This is a genomic window from Streptomyces sp. 12E (genome assembly GCF_055633275.1).
This window is the reverse complement of record NZ_JBVNCJ010000001.1, coordinates 6656001-6674083: the sequence shown is the minus strand read 5'-3', so window position 1 is coordinate 6674083 and position 18083 is coordinate 6656001. Positions and strand designations below refer to the sequence as shown.

Annotated in this window: 18 protein-coding genes and 1 pseudogene; 9 read left to right on the top strand and 10 right to left on the bottom strand. The window is 71.6% G+C overall.

Features of this window, described 5'->3' with window-relative positions; translation table 11 throughout:
* Positions 1-205 precede the first annotated feature (205 nt).
* A complete protein-coding gene (locus ACZ8ZB_RS30615; RefSeq protein ID WP_470740845.1) occupies positions 206-1900 on the top strand; it encodes a BCCT family transporter in 1695 nt (564 codons plus the stop codon).
* A gap of 403 nt (positions 1901-2303) precedes the next feature.
* Positions 2304-2525, top strand: coding sequence for a hypothetical protein (locus ACZ8ZB_RS30610; RefSeq protein WP_470740844.1), 222 nt, complete (start codon positions 2304-2306; stop codon positions 2523-2525).
* Between the two features lie 1100 nt (positions 2526-3625).
* On the opposite strand, the gene rpsR is transcribed toward ACZ8ZB_RS30610, so the two are convergent.
* Genes rpsR through rpmG form a run of 4 tightly spaced genes read right to left on the bottom strand, consistent with a single transcriptional unit; the run spans position 3626 to position 5516 of the window.
* Positions 3626-3874 carry a 30S ribosomal protein S18 gene (rpsR, locus tag ACZ8ZB_RS30605; RefSeq protein ID WP_470740843.1) on the bottom strand — a complete coding sequence of 83 codons (249 nt, stop codon included), beginning with the start codon at positions 3872-3874 and terminating at the stop codon, positions 3626-3628.
* A 38-nt stretch (positions 3875-3912) separates the two neighbouring features.
* A complete protein-coding gene (locus ACZ8ZB_RS30600) occupies positions 3913-5064 on the bottom strand; it encodes a CobW family GTP-binding protein (protein WP_470740842.1) in 1152 nt (383 codons plus the stop codon).
* Complete coding sequence (locus ACZ8ZB_RS30595; protein ID WP_073935410.1) at positions 5064-5309, bottom strand: type B 50S ribosomal protein L31; 246 nt, start codon at positions 5307-5309, stop codon at positions 5064-5066. Before ACZ8ZB_RS30595 ends, ACZ8ZB_RS30600 begins: the two co-directional genes overlap by 1 nt.
* 42 nt (positions 5310-5351) lie before the next feature.
* A complete protein-coding gene (gene rpmG, locus ACZ8ZB_RS30590) occupies positions 5352-5516 on the bottom strand; it encodes a 50S ribosomal protein L33 (protein ID WP_073935409.1) in 165 nt (54 codons plus the stop codon).
* 67 nt (positions 5517-5583) lie between these two features.
* Here rpmG and rpmB point away from each other — a divergent pair, with 67 nt between their 5' ends.
* From rpmB to ACZ8ZB_RS30575, 3 genes and pseudogenes are all read left to right on the top strand, one after another.
* Positions 5584-5820 (top strand): 50S ribosomal protein L28, encoded by a 237-nt coding sequence (rpmB, locus tag ACZ8ZB_RS30585; protein WP_073935408.1) that lies wholly within the window; start codon positions 5584-5586, stop codon positions 5818-5820.
* Complete coding sequence (rpsN, locus tag ACZ8ZB_RS30580; RefSeq protein ID WP_470740841.1) at positions 5820-6125, top strand: 30S ribosomal protein S14; 306 nt, start codon at positions 5820-5822, stop codon at positions 6123-6125. Before rpmB ends, rpsN begins: the two co-directional genes overlap by 1 nt.
* Positions 6126-6566: 441 nt before the next feature.
* Positions 6567-6815, top strand: a pseudogene (locus tag ACZ8ZB_RS30575) (integrase core domain-containing protein); the annotation flags it as partial.
* Positions 6816-7105: 290 nt separating this feature from the next.
* Here ACZ8ZB_RS30575 and ACZ8ZB_RS30570 read toward each other — a convergent pair.
* Positions 7106-7486 (bottom strand): hypothetical protein, encoded by a 381-nt coding sequence (locus ACZ8ZB_RS30570; protein ID WP_470740840.1) that lies wholly within the window; start codon positions 7484-7486, stop codon positions 7106-7108.
* Between the two features lie 354 nt (positions 7487-7840).
* Between ACZ8ZB_RS30570 and rpmF the strand changes: the two genes are divergently transcribed.
* From rpmF to ACZ8ZB_RS30550, 4 genes are all read left to right on the top strand, one after another.
* Positions 7841-8011 carry a 50S ribosomal protein L32 gene (gene rpmF, locus ACZ8ZB_RS30565; RefSeq protein WP_470740839.1) on the top strand — a complete coding sequence of 57 codons (171 nt, stop codon included), beginning with the start codon at positions 7841-7843 and terminating at the stop codon, positions 8009-8011.
* A gap of 5 nt (positions 8012-8016) precedes the next feature.
* Positions 8017-9192 carry a GTP-binding protein gene (locus tag ACZ8ZB_RS30560; RefSeq protein WP_470740838.1) on the top strand — a complete coding sequence of 392 codons (1176 nt, stop codon included), beginning with the start codon at positions 8017-8019 and terminating at the stop codon, positions 9190-9192.
* A 66-nt stretch (positions 9193-9258) separates the two neighbouring features.
* Complete coding sequence (locus ACZ8ZB_RS30555) at positions 9259-9690, top strand: Fur family transcriptional regulator (RefSeq protein WP_470740837.1); 432 nt, start codon at positions 9259-9261, stop codon at positions 9688-9690.
* A gap of 99 nt (positions 9691-9789) precedes the next feature.
* A complete protein-coding gene (locus ACZ8ZB_RS30550) occupies positions 9790-10347 on the top strand; it encodes a GNAT family N-acetyltransferase (RefSeq protein ID WP_470740836.1) in 558 nt (185 codons plus the stop codon).
* A gap of 62 nt (positions 10348-10409) precedes the next feature.
* On the opposite strand, the gene ACZ8ZB_RS30545 is transcribed toward ACZ8ZB_RS30550, so the two are convergent.
* From ACZ8ZB_RS30545 to ACZ8ZB_RS30525, 5 genes are all read right to left on the bottom strand, one after another.
* Positions 10410-11126, bottom strand: a complete 717-nt coding sequence (locus ACZ8ZB_RS30545) for a class I SAM-dependent methyltransferase (protein WP_470740835.1) — start codon at positions 11124-11126, stop codon at positions 10410-10412.
* 221 nt (positions 11127-11347) lie between these two features.
* Positions 11348-13102 (bottom strand): ABC transporter ATP-binding protein, encoded by a 1755-nt coding sequence (locus ACZ8ZB_RS30540; RefSeq protein WP_470740834.1) that lies wholly within the window; start codon positions 13100-13102, stop codon positions 11348-11350.
* Complete coding sequence (locus ACZ8ZB_RS30535; RefSeq protein WP_470740833.1) at positions 13102-14946, bottom strand: ABC transporter ATP-binding protein; 1845 nt, start codon at positions 14944-14946, stop codon at positions 13102-13104. Before ACZ8ZB_RS30535 ends, ACZ8ZB_RS30540 begins: the two co-directional genes overlap by 1 nt.
* Before the next feature lie 445 nt (positions 14947-15391).
* A complete protein-coding gene (locus ACZ8ZB_RS30530) occupies positions 15392-16777 on the bottom strand; it encodes a salicylate synthase (RefSeq protein ID WP_470740832.1) in 1386 nt (461 codons plus the stop codon).
* 561 nt (positions 16778-17338) lie between these two features.
* A complete protein-coding gene (locus tag ACZ8ZB_RS30525; protein WP_470740831.1) occupies positions 17339-18070 on the bottom strand; it encodes a class I SAM-dependent methyltransferase in 732 nt (243 codons plus the stop codon).
* Positions 18071-18083: the final 13 nt, after the last annotated feature.

Here is an 18083-nt window from a genome sequence, read left to right as displayed (position 1 = left end):
AAGGCACCGCGGTACCGGGCGCCGGTGAGTGTCCGGTCCGGAGTGGGGCGGACTCGCTCGGAGATCGTCCGACGGACTCGTCGAGGGCTACGGCCGAGGGGCCGGCGGCCCGGTGCGCGATGCGCCGCACATCCTTCTCGCTTCTCGGCCGCCGGGCGGCGTGCCGTCCGCCGCCGTGGCGGCACGCGTCCCATAGTGGATCTTCATGAGCATGGAACCGATCGACCGGACTCCGTCGGGATCCGCGCCCGCCCCTCCCGCCACCGGTGCGCCCGACCGCGTCCTCGTGGGCGTCGGGATGGCCGCCGTCGTCGCCTTGGTTCTGTGGGCCTGGCTCGGCGAGGAGTCCTTCGACGGCGCCTCCTCCACGAGTCTGGCGTGGGTCCTGGACAACTTCGGCTGGTTGTTCGTGGTCGCCGCGGACGTGTTCCTGGTCCTGTGCCTGGTGATCGCCTTCAGCCGGTTCGGCCGGATCAGGCTGGGCGAGGACGACTCCGCGCCGGAGTTCGGGAACCTCGCCTGGATCGCGATGATGTTCAGCGCCGGCATGGGCATCGGCCTGATGTTCTACGGCGTCGGCGAACCGCTCACGCACTACCTGGTGCCGCCCCCGGCGAGCGGCGTGCGCCCCGGATCCGGCGCGGCGGCGCGCACGGCTCTGGAGTACTCGTTCTTCCACTGGACGCTCACCCCGTGGGCGATCTACGGGATCGTGGGGCTCGCCCTGGCGTACGCCGTGTTCCGCAAGGGCCGCGGCAATCGGCTCAGCGCCGCGTTCGTACCGCTCATCGGGGCCCGGCGGGCCGAGTCGTGGCAGGGCAGGGCGATCGACCTGCTCGCCGTGTTCGCGACCGTCTTCGGCACGGCGACGAGCCTGGGGCTGGGCGCGCTGCAGGTGGCCGAGGGTCTCGACCTCACGGTGGGGGTGAGCGTCTCCCGGACCACGGAGCTGGTCATCATCGCGGCGCTGTCGGCGGCGTTCGTCGTCTCGGCCTTCTCCGGACTGCACCGGGGCATCAAGTGGCTGTCGACGTTGAACATCGTGCTCGTGGCGGCGGTGATGGTGTTCGTCTTCCTGCTCGGGCCGACCGTCTACATTCTGGACACGATCCCGGCGTCCGTCGGCGGCTACCTGCAGAACCTGCTGCCCATGGCCACGCGGACCGGCGCCTTCTCCGACCACGCCTGGCTGGGCGCCTGGACGATCTTCTACTGGGCCTGGTGGCTGTCGTGGGCGCCGTTCGTGGGGACGTTCATCGCCCGCATCTCGCACGGCCGGACCATCCGTGAGTTCCTCGTCGGCGTGCTGCTGGTGCCGAGCGGGGCGACCGTCGTCTGGTTCTGCGTGATGGGCGGCACGGCGCTCCGCGTCGAATCGACCGGGCAGGCGGACCTCGCGGGCGCGATGGAGGACGGTGTCGAGGCGTCGCTGTTCGCGATGCTGGACGCGCTGCCGATCGGCACGGTCACGTCGTTCGTCGCGATGGTCCTGGTCATGACCTACTTCATCACGAGCGCCGACTCGGCGTCGCTGGTGATGGGCTCCCTGACCAGCCGCGGGGCGCTGCACCCGCCGTCGTGGCTGGTCGTGGCGTGGGGCGTGCTGATGGCGGCGGTGGCGGCGGTGCTGCTGGTGGTGGGCGGGCTGGACTCGCTGCAGACGGCGACGATCCTGGTGGCGCTGCCGTTCGTGGTCGTCATGCTGCTGCTGTGCTGGGCGCTGTTGAGGGAACTGCGGCAGGACCCCGCCGCGGGCCCCTCCCGCCACCACGCGCTGCACGGGCTGCGGGACGTCGTGCGGACGATGGTCGGCGACGTCGTCGCGGAGCGGGACCGGGCACGCCACCACCGGCTGCGACGGGCGGCGAAGGCCCGCACGGAGTCCGACGACGGGGCGTGACGCGCCCTCGCGACATCCGAACGGGTCATCCAGGGTGATGGCCGGCTTGGTCGGCGCCGCCCAAGACCCGTGCGAACGGGAACTGGTCACGGCGGACACCCACGTCGAGCAAGGGCCGGTCCTGCGGGAGCGACCCGCGTCGTCTGTCTGGTCGCCGTCCTGGCGTCCTTCGGGCTGTTGCCCTGGCTGTCCGGCAGGGACCCGGCACTGACCGTGCTGCGCGCCCGGTCCGCCGAGCAGGAGCCGGCACGAGGGCCCTGGACGCCGTACCGCGGGACCTCGGTCTGGAGGCCGGCCCCCTGTCCCTGCTGGGGACATGGGTGTCCGGCCTGCTCCACGGCGATCTCGGCACCCCCTGGGTGCCGGGGGCCGAGGTCCTGCCCTCCGTGATCACGGGCTCCGGGTGTCGCTGGCCCTGACTGCCTGCTCGTCGGACGTGGCGCTCCTGCTGGCGTCCGCCCTGGTCGCACCCGTGCTGATACGGGACCGGGGGTCGGCCGGGGCCGTCGCCGCGATGCCGGCCGCCGTACCGGAGTTCCTGCTGCCGCCCGTCGCCCGCCGCACCCTGCTGCGGCCGCCCGGCTTCGCCCTCGCCCTGGCCTTCCCGGGGTTCCTGCGGGGCTGAGCTCCCCCGCCCGGCGACCGGACTGCCCAAGGAGGAACGGCACTCCCGATGAACGGTGTTCTGTTGGACGTCCGTGGTCTCGTCGTCCGTCACGGCAAGGCCGCCGCCGTCGACGGCGTCTCCTTCACCCTGGCCGTGCTCCAGCTGCGCCGCCCGGGGCCACCGGGCAGGTATGCGATCTCGAGCACGGCCACCGGAGTCCGACGGCGGTCGCCCGACCGGATCACGAGGGCGTCCGGATGCGACGGGAGGCACACTCATGTACGGAACGGCCCGCAGCGAGTGGCGCACGAACCCGCGGCGAGCCGCGGTCCTCGGGGCCCCGCACGCCTGCGACGGTTTCGTCCCGGCGCAGACCCTGCATGCCGCTCCGGTCAGGGACGGCGTGGCGGTGGGGCTGGCCACCGTCTGCCGCACGCTCCGGTTGCCGGAGGCGGCCGGGCACGTCGACGTGGTGCGTGATGGTGACGGTGACGGTGACGGTGAACGTCTCTACCGGCCCAGGCCGGACGACGGCCACCGCCGCTACGCTCGCGCCATTCAGGCCCGGCCCCCGGAAAAGAGAGCAGGACACTCGTGTTCGGACTGAGCGAACTCGCCATCGTCCTCATCGTCGCCATAGCTGTTCTCGTCGCCGAGAAGGGCCCTGGACTGGCCCGATCCGCAGGCAGGCCGGCCCGCATCCTCAAGGCCGAGGCCCGCGCCATGAAGGAGGAAAGCGGGGCAGCGGATGGACTCCCCGGATCATCCAAGGCGGAGCCACCGCATCGGGCCCCGGTGCGACTGACCCTGACGCGGAACGGCAGCCCGCCTCCGCGTCCGGACAGACCGAGCGGACAGCCGGAACGCCGCCACAGGGGAGCAGGCCGTAGGCCTCTGCTCTCCCGGCGAAGTGGTAGTACCTCGCGCCCTTCGGCGGCAGGTCGTGCAAGAGGCGGCCCCCGGGCAGATACGCCGGCCCTGGTAGAGGGCCGCGTCCACGATCTCCCGCATCGAGTACCTGCCGGTGACCGCTGGCCGAACGATGCCGGTCCTTCCGCGCGGTGATCGCCGGTCAACGAATCACGAACCACCCTTTCAGCGGTAGCCCGCACGAGGAGTCAGCGGCCGTTTGCATTACCCGGGTAGGGCAGGAGAGCCATCTCCCGGGCGTTCTTGATAGCAGTGGCGATCTGGCGCTGCTGCTGGGCGGTGACGCGGGTGACGCGGCGGCTGCGGATCTTGCCGCGGTCGGAGATGAACTTGCGCAGCAGGTCGGTGTCCTTGTAGTCGATGTAGGTGATCTTGGCAGCGTCGAGCGGGTTGGGGCGAGGCTTGACGGGCTTACGGGATTCCTGGCGGCGGGCCATGGGCGTTGCTCCTTGAGCATGGAGAGTCGTCGGAGGGGTCAGGCGGAGTCGAGGAGGCTGTTGAAGACGGCGGGCAGGTGCTTCCACGCCTCGCGCCCGGCGGCGTACTCGGCGTCCGTCAGCAGGCAGGATTCGAGGATTTGCTCGAGTCCCTCCCGGTCCAGGTCCGGGGAGGTGAAGACGAGATGCTGGCAGCGGTCGCCGTGTTCGGGGTGCCAGTCCAGTGACGCGGCGGCCCGCCGCATGGGCGGAACCATTTCCCACGCGGCGTCGGGCAGAGAGGCCAGCCACGGACCGGCGTTCTCCACGCACAGCGCGCCTCCCGCGGCGTCCCAGGCGAGCAGGGTGTCGGGGCGGTCGGCGAGCCAGAACCGGCCGCGACTGCGCGCGGCCGCGCAGCACAGGTCCTCCAACGCCTCGTAAAGACGCCCGGGGTGGAAGGGCCTGCGACGACGCCATACGAGCGTGGCCACACCGGCCTCGTCGGCTTCCTGGGGCAGTAGTGCGCACGCCGGATGCTGGGCGGCGGCCGCCGACTCGACGTCGAAGCCGGCGAAGGCGACCTCGGCGAGTTCGCCGGAGCCCGCCGCCACCTGACGGGCGGTGGGGTGCAGTTGCGTGAGGAGCGCCCGGTCCTCGCTGTCCGCCTCCTCGTTGTCGACCAGGGCGAGGACGGGCGCGTACTCCAACTGCCGGGCCCAGGTGTCGCCGACGGTGCGCTGGTCGGCGGGGGCGGCCTCCAGGCCGACTTCGGACAGATCGTCGCCGTTGGCCAGGTAGGGCAGTACGAGTGCTGGGTCCACAGCGGTGATCACGTTGGTGAGGACCAGGTCGTCCCCCTCGTGCGCCGCGACGACCTCCGCCATCGCCTTCGGTTCGACCGAGTCCCACAGTTCGACGACGGCGAGCCGGGTCAGGCCGCCGCCTGCCAGCCGTTCCAGCTCGGGGACGAGGTCCTCGCGCAGTGCGCAGCACGCACAGTCGTTGATCAGCGGGGTCTCCCCCCGGGACAGGTCGCCTGAGGCGTCGCGGATCAGGCGGCGTACGGTCCCACTGCCCGCGCCGGTCAGGTCGTGGTACAGGGCGACGCTGCCGGGCACGGCCTTCAGAAGCCAGTCGACGACCTCCCTGCGTGCGTCCGCATGGAGTCCGGCGACGAGTACGACGGGCAGTCGAGGCTCCTGCCCCATCACCGGGCCCCGTAGCGGCGCTCGAAGCGTTCGACCCGGCCGGCGGTGTCCAGGACGCGGGCGGTGCCGGTGTAGAAGGGGTGACTCACCGAGGAGATCTCGACATCGACGAGCGGGTAGGTATGGCCGTCCTCCCACTCGATCGTCTTGTCGCTGGTCATCGTGGAGCGGGTGAGGAAAGCGTGGTTCGAGGCGGTGTCACGGAAGACGACAGGGCCGTAGGCGGGGTGGATGCCGGGCTTCATGGCTGAGGAGAACCTCTCGGAGGGGCGGGACGGAGGGGGATTTCAGCGTTCTTCGCGGAAGTCGACATGGCGGCCGACGACGGGGTCGTACTTGCGCAGCACCATCCGGTCGGGGTTGTTGCGCCGGTTCTTGCGGGTGACGTAGGTGAAGCCGGTGCCCGCGGTGGAGCGCAGCTTGATGACCGGGCGAAGTTCGTTGCGTGCCATGAGGCTAGTATATGAGAATGATTGCCATTACCAATAGCCAGTGGCTGCAGAGAGGCAGGTAACACCCATGTCCGCCCACTGCCAACTGACCGGCGCCAAACCGGGCTTCGGCAACAAGATCTCCCACTCGCACCGGCGCACCTCGCGCCGTTTCGACCCGAACATCCAGCACAAGCGCTACTGGCTCCCCAGCGAGGGCCGCCATGTCCGTCTGACGCTGAGCGCCAAGGCGATCAAGACGGTGGACGCCATCGGCATCGAGGCGGCCGTGGCACGGATCCGGGCACGCGGAGGGAAGGTCTGATGGCGAAGAAGAGCAAGATCGCACAGAACGAGAAGCGCAGGGAAACCGTCGAGCGGTACGCCGCCCGGCGGGCCGAACTCAAGGAGATCGTCCGCCGCCCCTCGTCGACCGAGGACGAGCGTCGGAGCGCACTGGCGGAGCTGCGCCGGCAACCACGCAACGCCAGCGCCACTCGAGTGCGCAACCGCGACAGCGTGGACGGCCGCCCCCGCGGCTACCTTCGCAAGTTCGGTCTGTCCCGGGTCCGCACCCGGGAACAGGCACACGCCGGTTTCCTGCCCGGAGTGACCAAGTCCTCCTGGTGACCGGACTCCGCTGACGCCAAGGCCGCGTCCGTGCCCTGCCGACGGACGCCGGCCGGTGTCCACGCCGCCCGTCGGCCCGTCATACCCGGCGGGCCGACGAGACGCACCGAGGGCGTATGTCCTCACCCCGGGCCGCCCGCCGGTCATCAGCAGCATCGCGCCTCACAAGGACCACACCGTCGACGATGCCCTCGGCCTGGCCGTCCCCGGCGAACCGCACGCCCACCACCCGCCGGATCCGAGGCCGTGGTCACCCGCCCCGAGTAACAGGGCCTCACACATCCCCTCCACCACACCTGCGGAGTCGTCCCGGCACAGGCATGCGCCCGGGCTTGGAGGCACCCGCCATCTGACCGGCAGCCCTGCCCTGATGTGCCGGCACGGACTCACCCGCTCCGCCACCAGTGGGCCGAACAATCGCGTCGTCAGGACGATCGGACCTGCACCGAACTCGGCATCACGCCGAAGAGGAACCGGCCCTACCGGCCACAGACGAACGGCGAAGTCGAACGCTTCCACCGCACCCTGGCCGACGGCTGGGCTTTCGCACGCTTCTGCTCCAGCGAATCAGCCCGCCGCAAAGCCCTGCCGGCCTGGCTCCATCACTGCAATCACCACCGCCCCCACACCGCAACCGGCGGCAAACCGCCCGTCACCAGACTGACCAACGTCCCTGGGCAGTACAGCTAGGCCATCAGCCCCAGCTCGCCGGTACACGTACGGACTCGCCCTGCCCTCCCGGCCACGGTCGCCACCGTGACGCCCGGCACCCGGCACCCGGCACCCGGCACCCGGCACCCGGCACCCGGCACCCGGCACAGCATCTCGTACGACCCGACCGCATCGAGTGCGGTCAAACCGTCGTAACAGTAGCGCAGCCCGTACTTTTCCCTCTCCGTCTCCGGCAAGTCCCTGCCATCCCGCCGGTTCTGCCCGTACCGGGAGCACCCGCCCTCACGGCCCCGAGCAACCGGCGACGGCTACGGTCCATCACGGTGCAGGGGGACGGCCCCGTCGGTACGGCGGACGATGCGGCGACCGGTGCGGGCGTACTCGACGTGCCGGGCGGCACGTGGGGTGGAGGGAAGTCCGCGCAGTCCCGCCCACTTGCCGTACAGGTCGATATCGGTGCCGGTGAGGAAGTCCAGGAGAGCGGGGTCGGTCGACGCGAGGCCGTCGACGAAGCCGTACGCGTCGACCACGAAGGAGTCGCCCCCGGAGCGAGCGGGCCGGACATACCGGATCAGGACGTGGTCCTCATCCGGGTGGCGCCGCCTGCTGGGCACACCACCGACGTCGACGACGAGGTCGAAGCTGTCGGCGTGGAGGTGGACGGGACCGGCGTCCTGCGAGGTGCGCACGCGATGCGGGTACGGCTCGCGCAGGCGGCTGCCGAGGACGCGGGCCGCGGCGACCACGAGGGCGTCGGCACTGTTCTCGTAACCGGTGAGGACGACGGCTCCGTCCCGTGACAGGCGCGCATGCGGTCGACGTGCGCGGACGTGACCGACACCGCGGTCCGGCGCCCTGGACCCAAACGCTCGCCGTCGGTGCGCAACCGCTTGTCCGCCTCCTGCTGCGACATACCGTCCGACGACAACTATCAGATATGAAAACCGTTATCGTATGCTGTCGATGTCTCTCCGGTGCGGTGTCGTGGTCGAAGCTCTCCGCCCCGATCGAGGCGATCCCCTTCCTGACCGAGAGGAACCACCATGGCCGTGCCCAAGCGCAAGATGTCGCGCAGCAACACCCGTCACCGCCGCGCCCAGTGGAAGGCGAGCACGCCGAACCTGGTGTCCGTGACGGTGGACGGCGTGACCCACCGGGTGCCCCAGCACCTCGTGCCCGCCTACCGGCGCGGTCTGCTGCGTCCGGAGGACTGACGCCGATGTCCTCACAGCGCCTGCCCGTCACCGTGTTGTCGGGCTTCCTCGGCGCCGGCAAGACGACCCTCCTCAACCACGTCCTCACCAACCGCGAGGGCCTGCGCGTCGCGGTGATCGTCAACGACATGAGCGAGGTCAACATCGACGCCGCCCTCGTGCGCGGGGGCGAGGCGGCGCTCTCCCGCACCGAGGAGCGGCTGGTGGAGATGACCAACGGCTGCATCTGCTGCACGCTGCGGGACGACCTGCTGGAGGAGGTCGACCGCCTCGCCCAAGAAGGCCGCTTCGACTACCTGCTCATCGAGTCCAGCGGCATCTCCGAGCCGATGCCGGTCGCCGCCACCTTCGCCTTCGCCCGCGACGACGGCGCCGTGCTGGGGGACGTGGCCCGGCTGGACACCATGGTCACCGTCGTGGACACCGCCAACTTCCTCACCGAGCTGGACACCGGGGACGACCTCGCCGAACGGGGGCTGGCTCCCTACGAGGACGACGAACGCACGGTGAGCGACCTGCTGGTCGACCAGGTGGAGTTCGCCGACGTGCTGGTGCTCAACAAGCTGGATCTGGTCGACGACATGGACGCCGACCGGTTGCGCGGGGTGCTCGCGCGGTTGAATCCGAGGGCCCGGTTGATCAACTCGGTGCACGGCCGCATCGACGCCCGCGACATCCTGGCAACCGGACGCTTCGACCTGGAACACGCCCAGCAGGCACCGGGCTGGGTGCGGGAGCTGAACGGCGACCACGTCCCGGAGACCGAGGAGTACGGCATCTCCTCCCTCGTCTTCCGGTCGGCGGCGCCCTTCCATCCGGCACGGCTCTGGGACTTCGTCACCCGGGACATGGACAGCGGCATGTACGGCCGGGTCCTGCGGTCCAAGGGCTTCTTCACCCTCGCCGGCCGAAACGGCGTGACCGGCTTGTGGTCCCAGGCCGGTTCCGTCGCCCGTTTCGAACCCTCCGGGATCCGCGATGCCGACGCACCGCACGCCCAGGAGCTGGTCTTCATCGGTATCGGCCTGCAGGCCGATCGTCTTCGTGCCGCTCTGGCCGGCTGCCTCATGGCCGTGGGAGAACCGGCGCCCACGACCGACCCCTTCCCCGGCTGGGAAACCGGAGAAGTCTGCACGCACGAAGACGAACATGAAACCTCGTCCCTGACAGCGGCCGTGTGACCGGACTCGGGGCGGTCGAGCGCGTTCGGCCGTCCCGGCCGTCCCCACCGTTACGGAGGCACACACATGCACGGAACGACCCTCGGCGAGTGGCGGCCCACCCCGCAACGGGCCGCGGTCCTGCAGGCGTTGACCGCCTGCGACGGCTTCACCTCCGCCCAGACCCTGCACGCGGCGCTCACGGCGGACGGTGTCGTGGTCGGCCTGACCACCGTCTACCGCACCCTCCGCCTGCTGGAGGCGTCGGGCCGGGTGGACATGGTGCGCGACAGCGACGGTGAACGCCTCTACCGTCACCGGCCCGCCGACGGCCACCGGCACTACCTTCTGTGCCGACGCTGCGGCCTCAGTCTCGCCGTGGACTCCGAGGAAGTCGAGCGGTGGGCGGTCGAGGTGGCGCGCGTCACCGGGTTCCACGACGTGGACCACACACTCGAACTGACCGGGATGTGCGACGACTGCCACGCCGGACGCGACGGCGGCCGAACGGACGCCTGACACAGCAGGCCGGTGAGGTGGCCACGGGCTTGCCGACACCCCGACCACGGGCGCACGACCGCACCATTCGACAGCGGGTGCCGTGACAAGCTTTTCCACGTGACAGCATTCGAAGTCGCCGCCCCCACGTTCACCCAGTTCACTCGGTCGTCTTTGCTCCCCGGCGTCCTCAGGCGGGAACTCGCCGCCTGTTGGGCCACGGTGGTCAACTCCGGCGGAGCGGTCATTCCAGCGGACTGTCCGCCGCCACCCCTGACACCGGCGGACCTCGAAGCCGCCGTCGACCGTATCGCGGAGCATCTGGCGCCCGATCGCTGCAGATTGCTGACGGCCACATTCGACGGCGCCCTCGGGGGCTGGCTGCTCCTCCGCCGCGAGGCGCACCCGCTCGAAGCGCACTGCGGTGTGGTGAACCACGTGCAGACGCAGGTGCACCTCAGGGGACTGGGTATCGGGGCCGCGCTGATGCGTCGCGTCCACCACGTCGCACGGGAGGAGATGGGCCTGGAGCGACTCAAACTGACGGTGCGGGCCGGGCTGGGGCTCGAGCACTTCTACCGCAAGGCCGGCTGGACCGAGGTCGGCCGGTGGCCGGGTGCGCTGCGTCTGGCACCTGGTGACGACCGCGACGAGATCCTCATGAGCCTCGCACTGTGACGACGGCGTCGGCACACCCCGGCGACAGCGCCTCCCGACGGAGCGCCGAGGCGGGGGCCGACTCAGGCTCCAGAGCCCGTCAGTCCTTCAACGCCGCGAGCACGCAACTGCTCCCCCACCTGCCACACCGGTGTGACGCGGCTGAATCCCGACTGGTGCAGCAGTTCGGCGTGGCGGCCCACGGAGAGGTGCCGGTTGCCGCCGCCGGACGACGGACGGCTTCTCTCCCGCTGCTCGAACAGGTCGGCCGGCTCGGGGTCCAGGGCGGCCTCCCGCCGCCAGTCCTCCCAGACCTCGCTGCCGTGATCACCCGCCCGCTCGGCCCGGCAGCGCCCCACATGAGCGGTCAGGTCCGCGCAGGACCGCACGTCCGGAGGGAAGTGGTCCCCGTTGACCAGCGTCCCGCCAGGGCGGAGCAGAGCCGCGAGAGAGCGGTAGGTCTCCAGCAGGACGCGGGCGGGGAGGTAGTGCAGGGCCGTCGTCGAGACGGCGACGTCCAGGCCGCGGGGCAGCTCCAGGGCATCGGCCCAGCCGTCCTCACCGATCACCGCGTGCGCATAGCGGGCGGCGTCCGCGTGGTGGGTTCGTCCCAGCTCCGGCAGTACGGGGTCCATGTCGACCGCGATGGTCTCCGCGCCCGGCAGGCGGCCGACGAACCTGTCGGCCCGGACCGTGAAGCCGTGACTGCAGAGGATGAACCCGAGGTCGTCGGACGGGATGTCACGGTGCCGCAAGGTGACGATGCCCTCCGCCAGGCTGCGGACGTCCGGATGCCCCATGCGGGTCAGCAACGCGGCGTAGCGCAGCGACTCCTCCCCCCACGGGACAGGCCAGTCCGCAGCTCAATGCATGCCGTAGCTCCTCCGGAGAGGCCACGTCGATCCCGACGGCGTCCGGAGATCCGGTGCGGGTCCGGGCCCAGCCGCCGGGCTGGACAGCGGCGGACATCGGGCAGGATCGAGCAGGTCGGTCACCAACCGGTGGCCCGCGGCTGGGCCGATCACCGGGTCGTCTCCGTCGTGCCGGCCGGTACCAGGCGCCAGCCGCGGCTGCGGCGGCGCCGTTCCCAGAAGCGGGCGTAGAGGCCGTCGACGGCGAGCAGTTCTTCGTGGGTGCCGCGTTCGCTGATCCGGCCCTCGTCCAGGACGAGGATCTGGTCGGCGGCCACGACGGTGGACAGCTGGTGGGCGATCACCAGCAGGGTGGAGTCACGCATCAGGGTCCGCAGGGCCTGCTGCACGTACTTCTCGTTCTCCGGGTCGAGGGCGGCGGTGGCCTCGTCGAGCAGGACGACGGGGGCGCGCTTGAGGACGGCGCGGGCGACGGAGACACGTTGCCGTTCACCGCCGGACAGGGAGGTTCCGCCCTCACCGACGCGAGTGGCCAGGCCCTCCGGCAGCCGCTCGACGATCTCGTCGACGCCGGCGATCCGGGCCGCCTCGCGCACCTCCTCGTCGGTGGCGTCGGGCCGGCCGACGCGGATGTTGCCCTCCAGAGTGTCGTCGAAGAGGTACACGTCCTGCTGGACCACGGAGATCTGGGCCATCAACTGTTCCACGGGCATCTCGCGCACGTCGGTGCCGCCGACGCGGACCGATCCGGCGTCCACGTCGAAGAAGCGGGCGATGAGCCGGACCAAGGTGGTCTTGCCGGCACCGGAGGCGCCGACCACCGCGGTCATGGTGCGCGGCGGAACACGCAGGGAGACGTCCCGCAACACCGGGTTCCCGTCGTCGTAGCCGAAGGCGACGTCCTCGAAGACGATCTCGCCGGGGTGGTCGAGGACGGCGCTGCTGCCGGTGTCGGGCAGGGGCGGCTCGTCCAGCAGGGCGGCGAGCCTGCCGAGGTCGTTGCCGGCCACGCGCAGCATGCCGCTCATGCCGGCCGCCTCCGACAGCGGGCCGACGAACCGGGCGGCGAGCGCGAGGAGCGCGACCAGGGCGGCGGGCTCCACGGCGTCGTTCAGGGCCAGGATCACGCCGGTGGCCACCAGGGCGGCGAAGCACAGCTGGACGGCGAGGCCGCCCGCGAGCAGCCGGGGCATGGTCTCGGCGAGCATCCGGCCGGCCGCCTTGCTGCGTTCCTCCACCGCGGCCTCCAGCGGGGCGTAGCCCTCGCGATCGCGGCCGAAGGCCCGCAGGGTCTTCTGCACCCGCGCGAACTCCACCACCCGGTTGCCGGCGAGGGCGTCGGCGGCGTCCCGCTGCCGTTCGCTGCGGCCGATCCAGGAGGCGGACCAGCGATGGGTGGCGTACAGCAGCGGGGCGCAGGCCACCAGAACCAGACCGAGGCGCCAGTCCAGGACGAGCAGGGCGAGGGCGACGGTGGCGGGGGTGACGATGCCGCTGACGAGGGGGGTGAGCTGGTGGGCGAAGACGTTGGTGACGGTGAGGGTGCCGGTGGTGGCGCTCCGCGCGACGCGGCCCACCTTCTCGGAGGTGAACCAGCCCAGCGGCAGCCGGACCAGGTGATCACCGAGCCGGTCGTGCAGGGTGGTGAGGGTGACGACGGCCAGTCCGAAGCCCCGCATGGCCTGCTGGTAGCGGGCGACGCAGGTGACCACGACGAGGACCGTGAGTACCGCCAGGTGCCGCAGGGCTCCGGCGGCGTCGCCGTCGAAGACCGAGCGCAGCACGGGCACCAGGAAGGCCATGGCGACGCCTTCGAGGACCGCGTAGGCGACCAGCCAGGCGAAGTAGCGGCGCAGGGCACCCTGGTGGTCGGGCCCCAGGACGGTGGCCAGGTGGCGGATCATCAGGCGGTCTCCTCGGTGCCCTCGGTCGGCTCGGTGCCGGGCGCGTCGGCGGGGTGGTGGGCCCTCCACATGCGGGCGTAGCGGCCCCCGGCGGCGAGCAGTTCGGTGTGCGCGCCTTGCTCGACGACCCTGCCCTCCTCCAGGACGACGATGCGGTCGGCGCCGGTGATGGCGGACAGGCGGTGGGCGACCACCAGGACGGTGCGGCCCCGTACCAGGGTGGACAGGGCGTCCTGGATCTCCGCCTCGGACTCCGGATCGGCGTAGGCGGTGGCCTCGTCGAGGACGAGGACGGGCGCGTCGGCGAGCAGGGCGCGGGCGATGGTGAGGCGCTGCGCCTCACCTCCGGAGAAGCGGGCGTCCTCGCCGACGACCGAGTCGTAGCCGCGCGGCAACCGCGTGACGCGCTCGTGGATGCGGGCGGCGGTCGCGGCGGCGACGAGGTCGTCGTCGGTGGCGTCGGGACGGCCCAGGCGCAGGTTGTCGGCGACCGTGCCGTGCAGCAGCTGCACGTCCTGCAGGACGAACCCGACGTGCCGGTACAGCTCCTCGGGGGCGATGTCGCGGACGTCGGTGCCGCCGATGCGGACCGCGCCGGCGTCCACGTCGTGGAACCTGGGGACGAGGCCCGCGAGGGTGGACTTGCCCGCGCCTGAGCCGCCGACCAGGGCGGTGACGGTGCCGGCCCGGCAGGTCAGGTCGATGCCGTGGAGCACGGGCCGGCCGGAGGCATAGCCGAAGACGACCCCGTCGAGCACGACGTCGTTGCCGTCCGGCTTCTGCGGCCTGTCGGTGACGGGGAGTTCGGGGATGTCCAGCAGCGCGGCGATGCGTCCGGCGGCGGCCACGGCCTTGCGCTGTGCGGTCAGGCCCTGGTTGAGGGTGAGCAGGGTGGTGGGCAGGACGGCGGCGACGAGCACCTCGGCGAGGACGTCGGCGGGGGTGACCCAGCCCTCGTGCGTGAACCAGATGCCGCCGGCCAGTCCGACGACGGAGATCACCGGCACGGACAGGGCCATGGAGGTGTACGCGTCCAGTTTCAGCACCGGCCGGACCCAGCCCGCGTACTGGTCGCCGTAGGCGTGCACGGCCTCCCGGTACCCGGCGTGGACGCGGCGGGTACCGCCGAACACCTTGACGACGCCGATGCCGTGCACGAACTCCACGACGGCGGCGCCGACGCGGCCGAAGGCGGTGTCCACCGCGGTCATCTTCTCGGTGAAGCCGCGCATCATGAAGGCGTACGCGGTGAAGTAGACAGGCAGGGTGGCGAGCGCCAGCAGGGCGAGCCGCCAGTCGACCCACACCAGGTAGCCGAGTCCGGCCGGCGGCAGCGCGATCGCGCCGGCCAGTTCGACGTCGTGGTGGGCGGTCAGATGGTGCAGGTCGTCGATGTCCTCCTGGGCGGCCTTGCGGACCTGCCCGGAGGTGGTGGACGAGTACCAGCCCAGCGGCACCCGGCCGAGCTTGGCCACCATACGGCGCCGCAGATCGGCCTGGAGACGGCCGTCCGCCAGGTGGGTGATCCACAGGGCGGCGCCGGTGCAGCTCCAGCCGACGACCAGGGCCACGGTGACGACGACGGCCGCGGTGGCCACCCGATCGCGGTCCAGGAGACCCTCGGCGAGCAGGACCCGGCCGATCTCGGCGATGCCGACGAAGGGCACCAGGGTGGTGACGGCGCCGACCGCGCCCAGCACGATGCCGAGCCTCGTCATCCGGGCGACGGGCCGGCGCAGTTCACGCAGGGCGTCGGCGGTGCGCCGCCGTTCGTCGCGGTCGGCGGTGGCCGACGGGGGTTCGGACTGCTGCTCGGGGGCGGTCGCGGGTTCGGTGGTGGTCATCGGGGTGTCTTCTCCCTTGCTGCTCCCGGCCCGGCCGCGGCGGTGCCGACGCCAGGTGCTCGGCGGCCGTGCGGACGTGCGGCGGTCCGATGACGCCGAAGTGGTCGGTGGGCACATCGGTCACGGTGAACCGGCCCGGGCAGCCGCCGCCGTCGCGGGCCTTCCCCGGGTTGTCGGCGTGGCTCGGGCGGCGCTCTTGCAGGACATGCGCGCCGCGGTGCGGCGTCGCGCGGACGGTGCCGCAGTCACCGGAACCTCCGGCGGCGCCGGAGCGGACGACCGTACGGACGATGCCGGTGTGGTCGGGCGCCTGCACGGCCTCGTCGGTGACGATGGCACCCTGGCATGCTCGGCGAAGGCGGACCCTGCCGGGGCATGACGGACGGCGCCGACGTGGCCCCGGCCTGTTCCTGCGATCACCATGCGCGCAGGCGCCCGACCCGGCTCAGGTAGCCGTCACGGAGGTGGTCACGGGCGCCGGGATGCCGTCGCCCGCGCCCGTGACCGGGGTGGAGGGCACCAGATGGCCACTCACCGCCCGGAGCTTCTCCCTGGTCTCCTCCAGCTCCCGTTCCGGGTTGGAGCCCGCCACGATGCCGGCTCCGGCGCGCAGCCAGGTCCGGTCGCCTCGGCGCAGGACGGTGCGCAGCACCAACGCCGCGTCCAAGGTGCCGTCGGCCTCCAGCCGCACGACCGCGCCGCTGTACAGCCCGCGCTCCTGTTCCTCGGCACGGCTGATCGCCGCGAGCGCGGGCCCCTTGGGTATGCCGGAAGCGGTCACCGCGGGGAACAGCGCGGCGAGCGCGTCCCATCGGTCGTGGCCGGGCGTGAGCCGGCCCCGCAGCCGGGAGGCGAGGTGCTGCACGCTGCCCCGCTCCTCCACGGCCATGAACTCCTCGGTGCGCACCGACTCCGGCAGGCACACCGTGTTCAGCTCCTCCTGCACCAGGCGTACGGAGACGGCGTGCTCGTACACCTCCTTGGCGTCGCGGTGGAGTTCGGCGCGACGGGCGGCGTCCGCGTCGGAGTCGCCGGTCAGCGCGCGGGTGCCGGCCAGCGGCTGGGCCGTGACGAGGCCGTCGGCCTCGATCCGGGCCACGATCTCGGGGCTGAAGCCGGCGGCCTCCCACCCGCCGTGCCGCAACAGGAAGGAACGGGCCGGCAGGTGGCTGCGCCGTCCCGCCACATAGGTGGCCGGAAGGTCGATCTCGTCCGGCACGGACACGGTGCGGGAGACGATGGCCTTGTCCAGCTCCCCCGCGCGGATGGCGCGTACGACGTCGGCGACGGCGGTGCGGTACCGGTCGGCACGCTCCTCCAGGTCGACCGCGACGCGCGCGGCGGCGGGCTCGCCGGCCGAGGTCGTGGCGGTGTGCAGCCGTCTTTCCAGAGCGTCGAGGGCGTCCGGTCCGTCGGCCCGCAGTACGGCCGCGGTGGGCGTCAGTTCGATCTCGCGTTCCGGGACGACGAACCGGGCGAGGGCCCGACCGCCGGTCGTACCGCCCCCGTGGTAGGCGTGGGCGAGTTCGAAGGAGATCCAGCCGTGCGCCGATCCGACGCCGTCGGTCCGTGTCCGGAGGAGTTCCCCGGCGGTGGCCAACGGGTGAGCGCCCGCGGGTAGTTCCGTGGTTTCGACGTCCGTGCCGTGCAGCCTGACGGAGGTCTCGTCCACCTCGATCACGACGGACTCGCCCTCACTCCATGTGACGGAGCCGCCCTGCTCGTAGAGGAGGTGGGGTGCGTCGGTGCTCGCGGACAGAGCCGCGGCGACGGCGACGGGATCGCCGGTGAAGGTGAGTTTGCGCTCAGGGAAGGATTCCCGGTGGGTCACGGGAGGTTCTCGCTTTCCGGTTGGCAGCGGGCGTCGGCGGCTGTGACGGCACGGCCGACGCCCCATGAGGGGGCGCGGCACCGTCTCGCGGCGGTGGTGAGGGAAGTGGGTGGCCGGGAGGTGTCCGGGCGGCCGGGCTCCGCGCGGTCCCGCGGGTGACGATGACGCCGTGACCACGCCCGAGGAGCCCGTCTCCGGGTGAGCCCGGCGCCCGGGCCGCGTACCGGCCTGTCGTGCTGACGGCGGCCGGCCGGCGGACCTTTCGCGCGGCGGGGCGGGACCGGCCGGCACGTTCGGCGGCGCATCGCTGCCTCCGTCACGTGCGGTCACTCCCTTCGACGGAACGTACCCGGCGGGGGAAAGGCCGGCCCGGCACCGCACTCGCAGGAGCACGGCCCCACAAGACGGATCGAGCGCCACCCATGTAAGCGCTATTGAAAACGATTGTCAATACATTTGGTTGGGTGTCGACCCTCCGGGAGCCCATGGGCCGCCCTCGCGCGAGGGCGGTGGCCTGCCCGTGACACGACAGCAACGGAGGACGCCCTGGTCACCGCCACGTCACCGGATCAGCTTGCCGATCTCCGGCGAGCCCGGAACACCCCCGGCGCTCACCAGACTGCTGCTCATTCCGGCCTCCTGCGCGAGCTGCTCGAGGCTGAGGTTCTCCCAGTCGTAGGTGTCGGAGTTGGTGCGCACCAGCTCACCCCGGCGGAAGACCTTCCAGGACGTCCGCCAGCGCATCACTTCACCCTCGAGGGGCTCGGCCTCCGTCCACCACTCGTAGGTCTGCTCGCCGATCGCCTCGCGCAGCATCCTGAACGGCGGTACACGACGGGCGGTGCCGACTCCCATCAACTCCACGATGATCGGTCCGCCCTCGGGCAGCCTGCCGCGCAGGTTCCGCCACAGGTCGACGCGTTCGGCCTTGGTGAGGTGGCCGACCACACCGAAGATCACCACTGCGCTGACGGTGTCGGGCAGGGTGAGCTCCTGAGCGGGTTCCGCCACGACCGTCACCCGCTTCCGTAGGTCCTCGTCCCCGAACACCCGGCTCGTGAGCATCGCCCGCATCGGAACGGATGGCTCCGCAGCGATGATCGGGACGCCCGGCAGTGCTTGGGCGATGACTGCGGTGATCCGCCCCGTGCCCGCACCGATCTCGACGACGGGGCCGCGAGTGGTGTCGACTCCTGCCAGGGCGGCAGTGAGGGGCCCGGCACTCGTCTGCACGTGGCGCGCGGCCACCATCTCGTAGAACTCCGCGGAGGCGGTGTAGTAGTCCGCGACCATGACAGTGACGTCC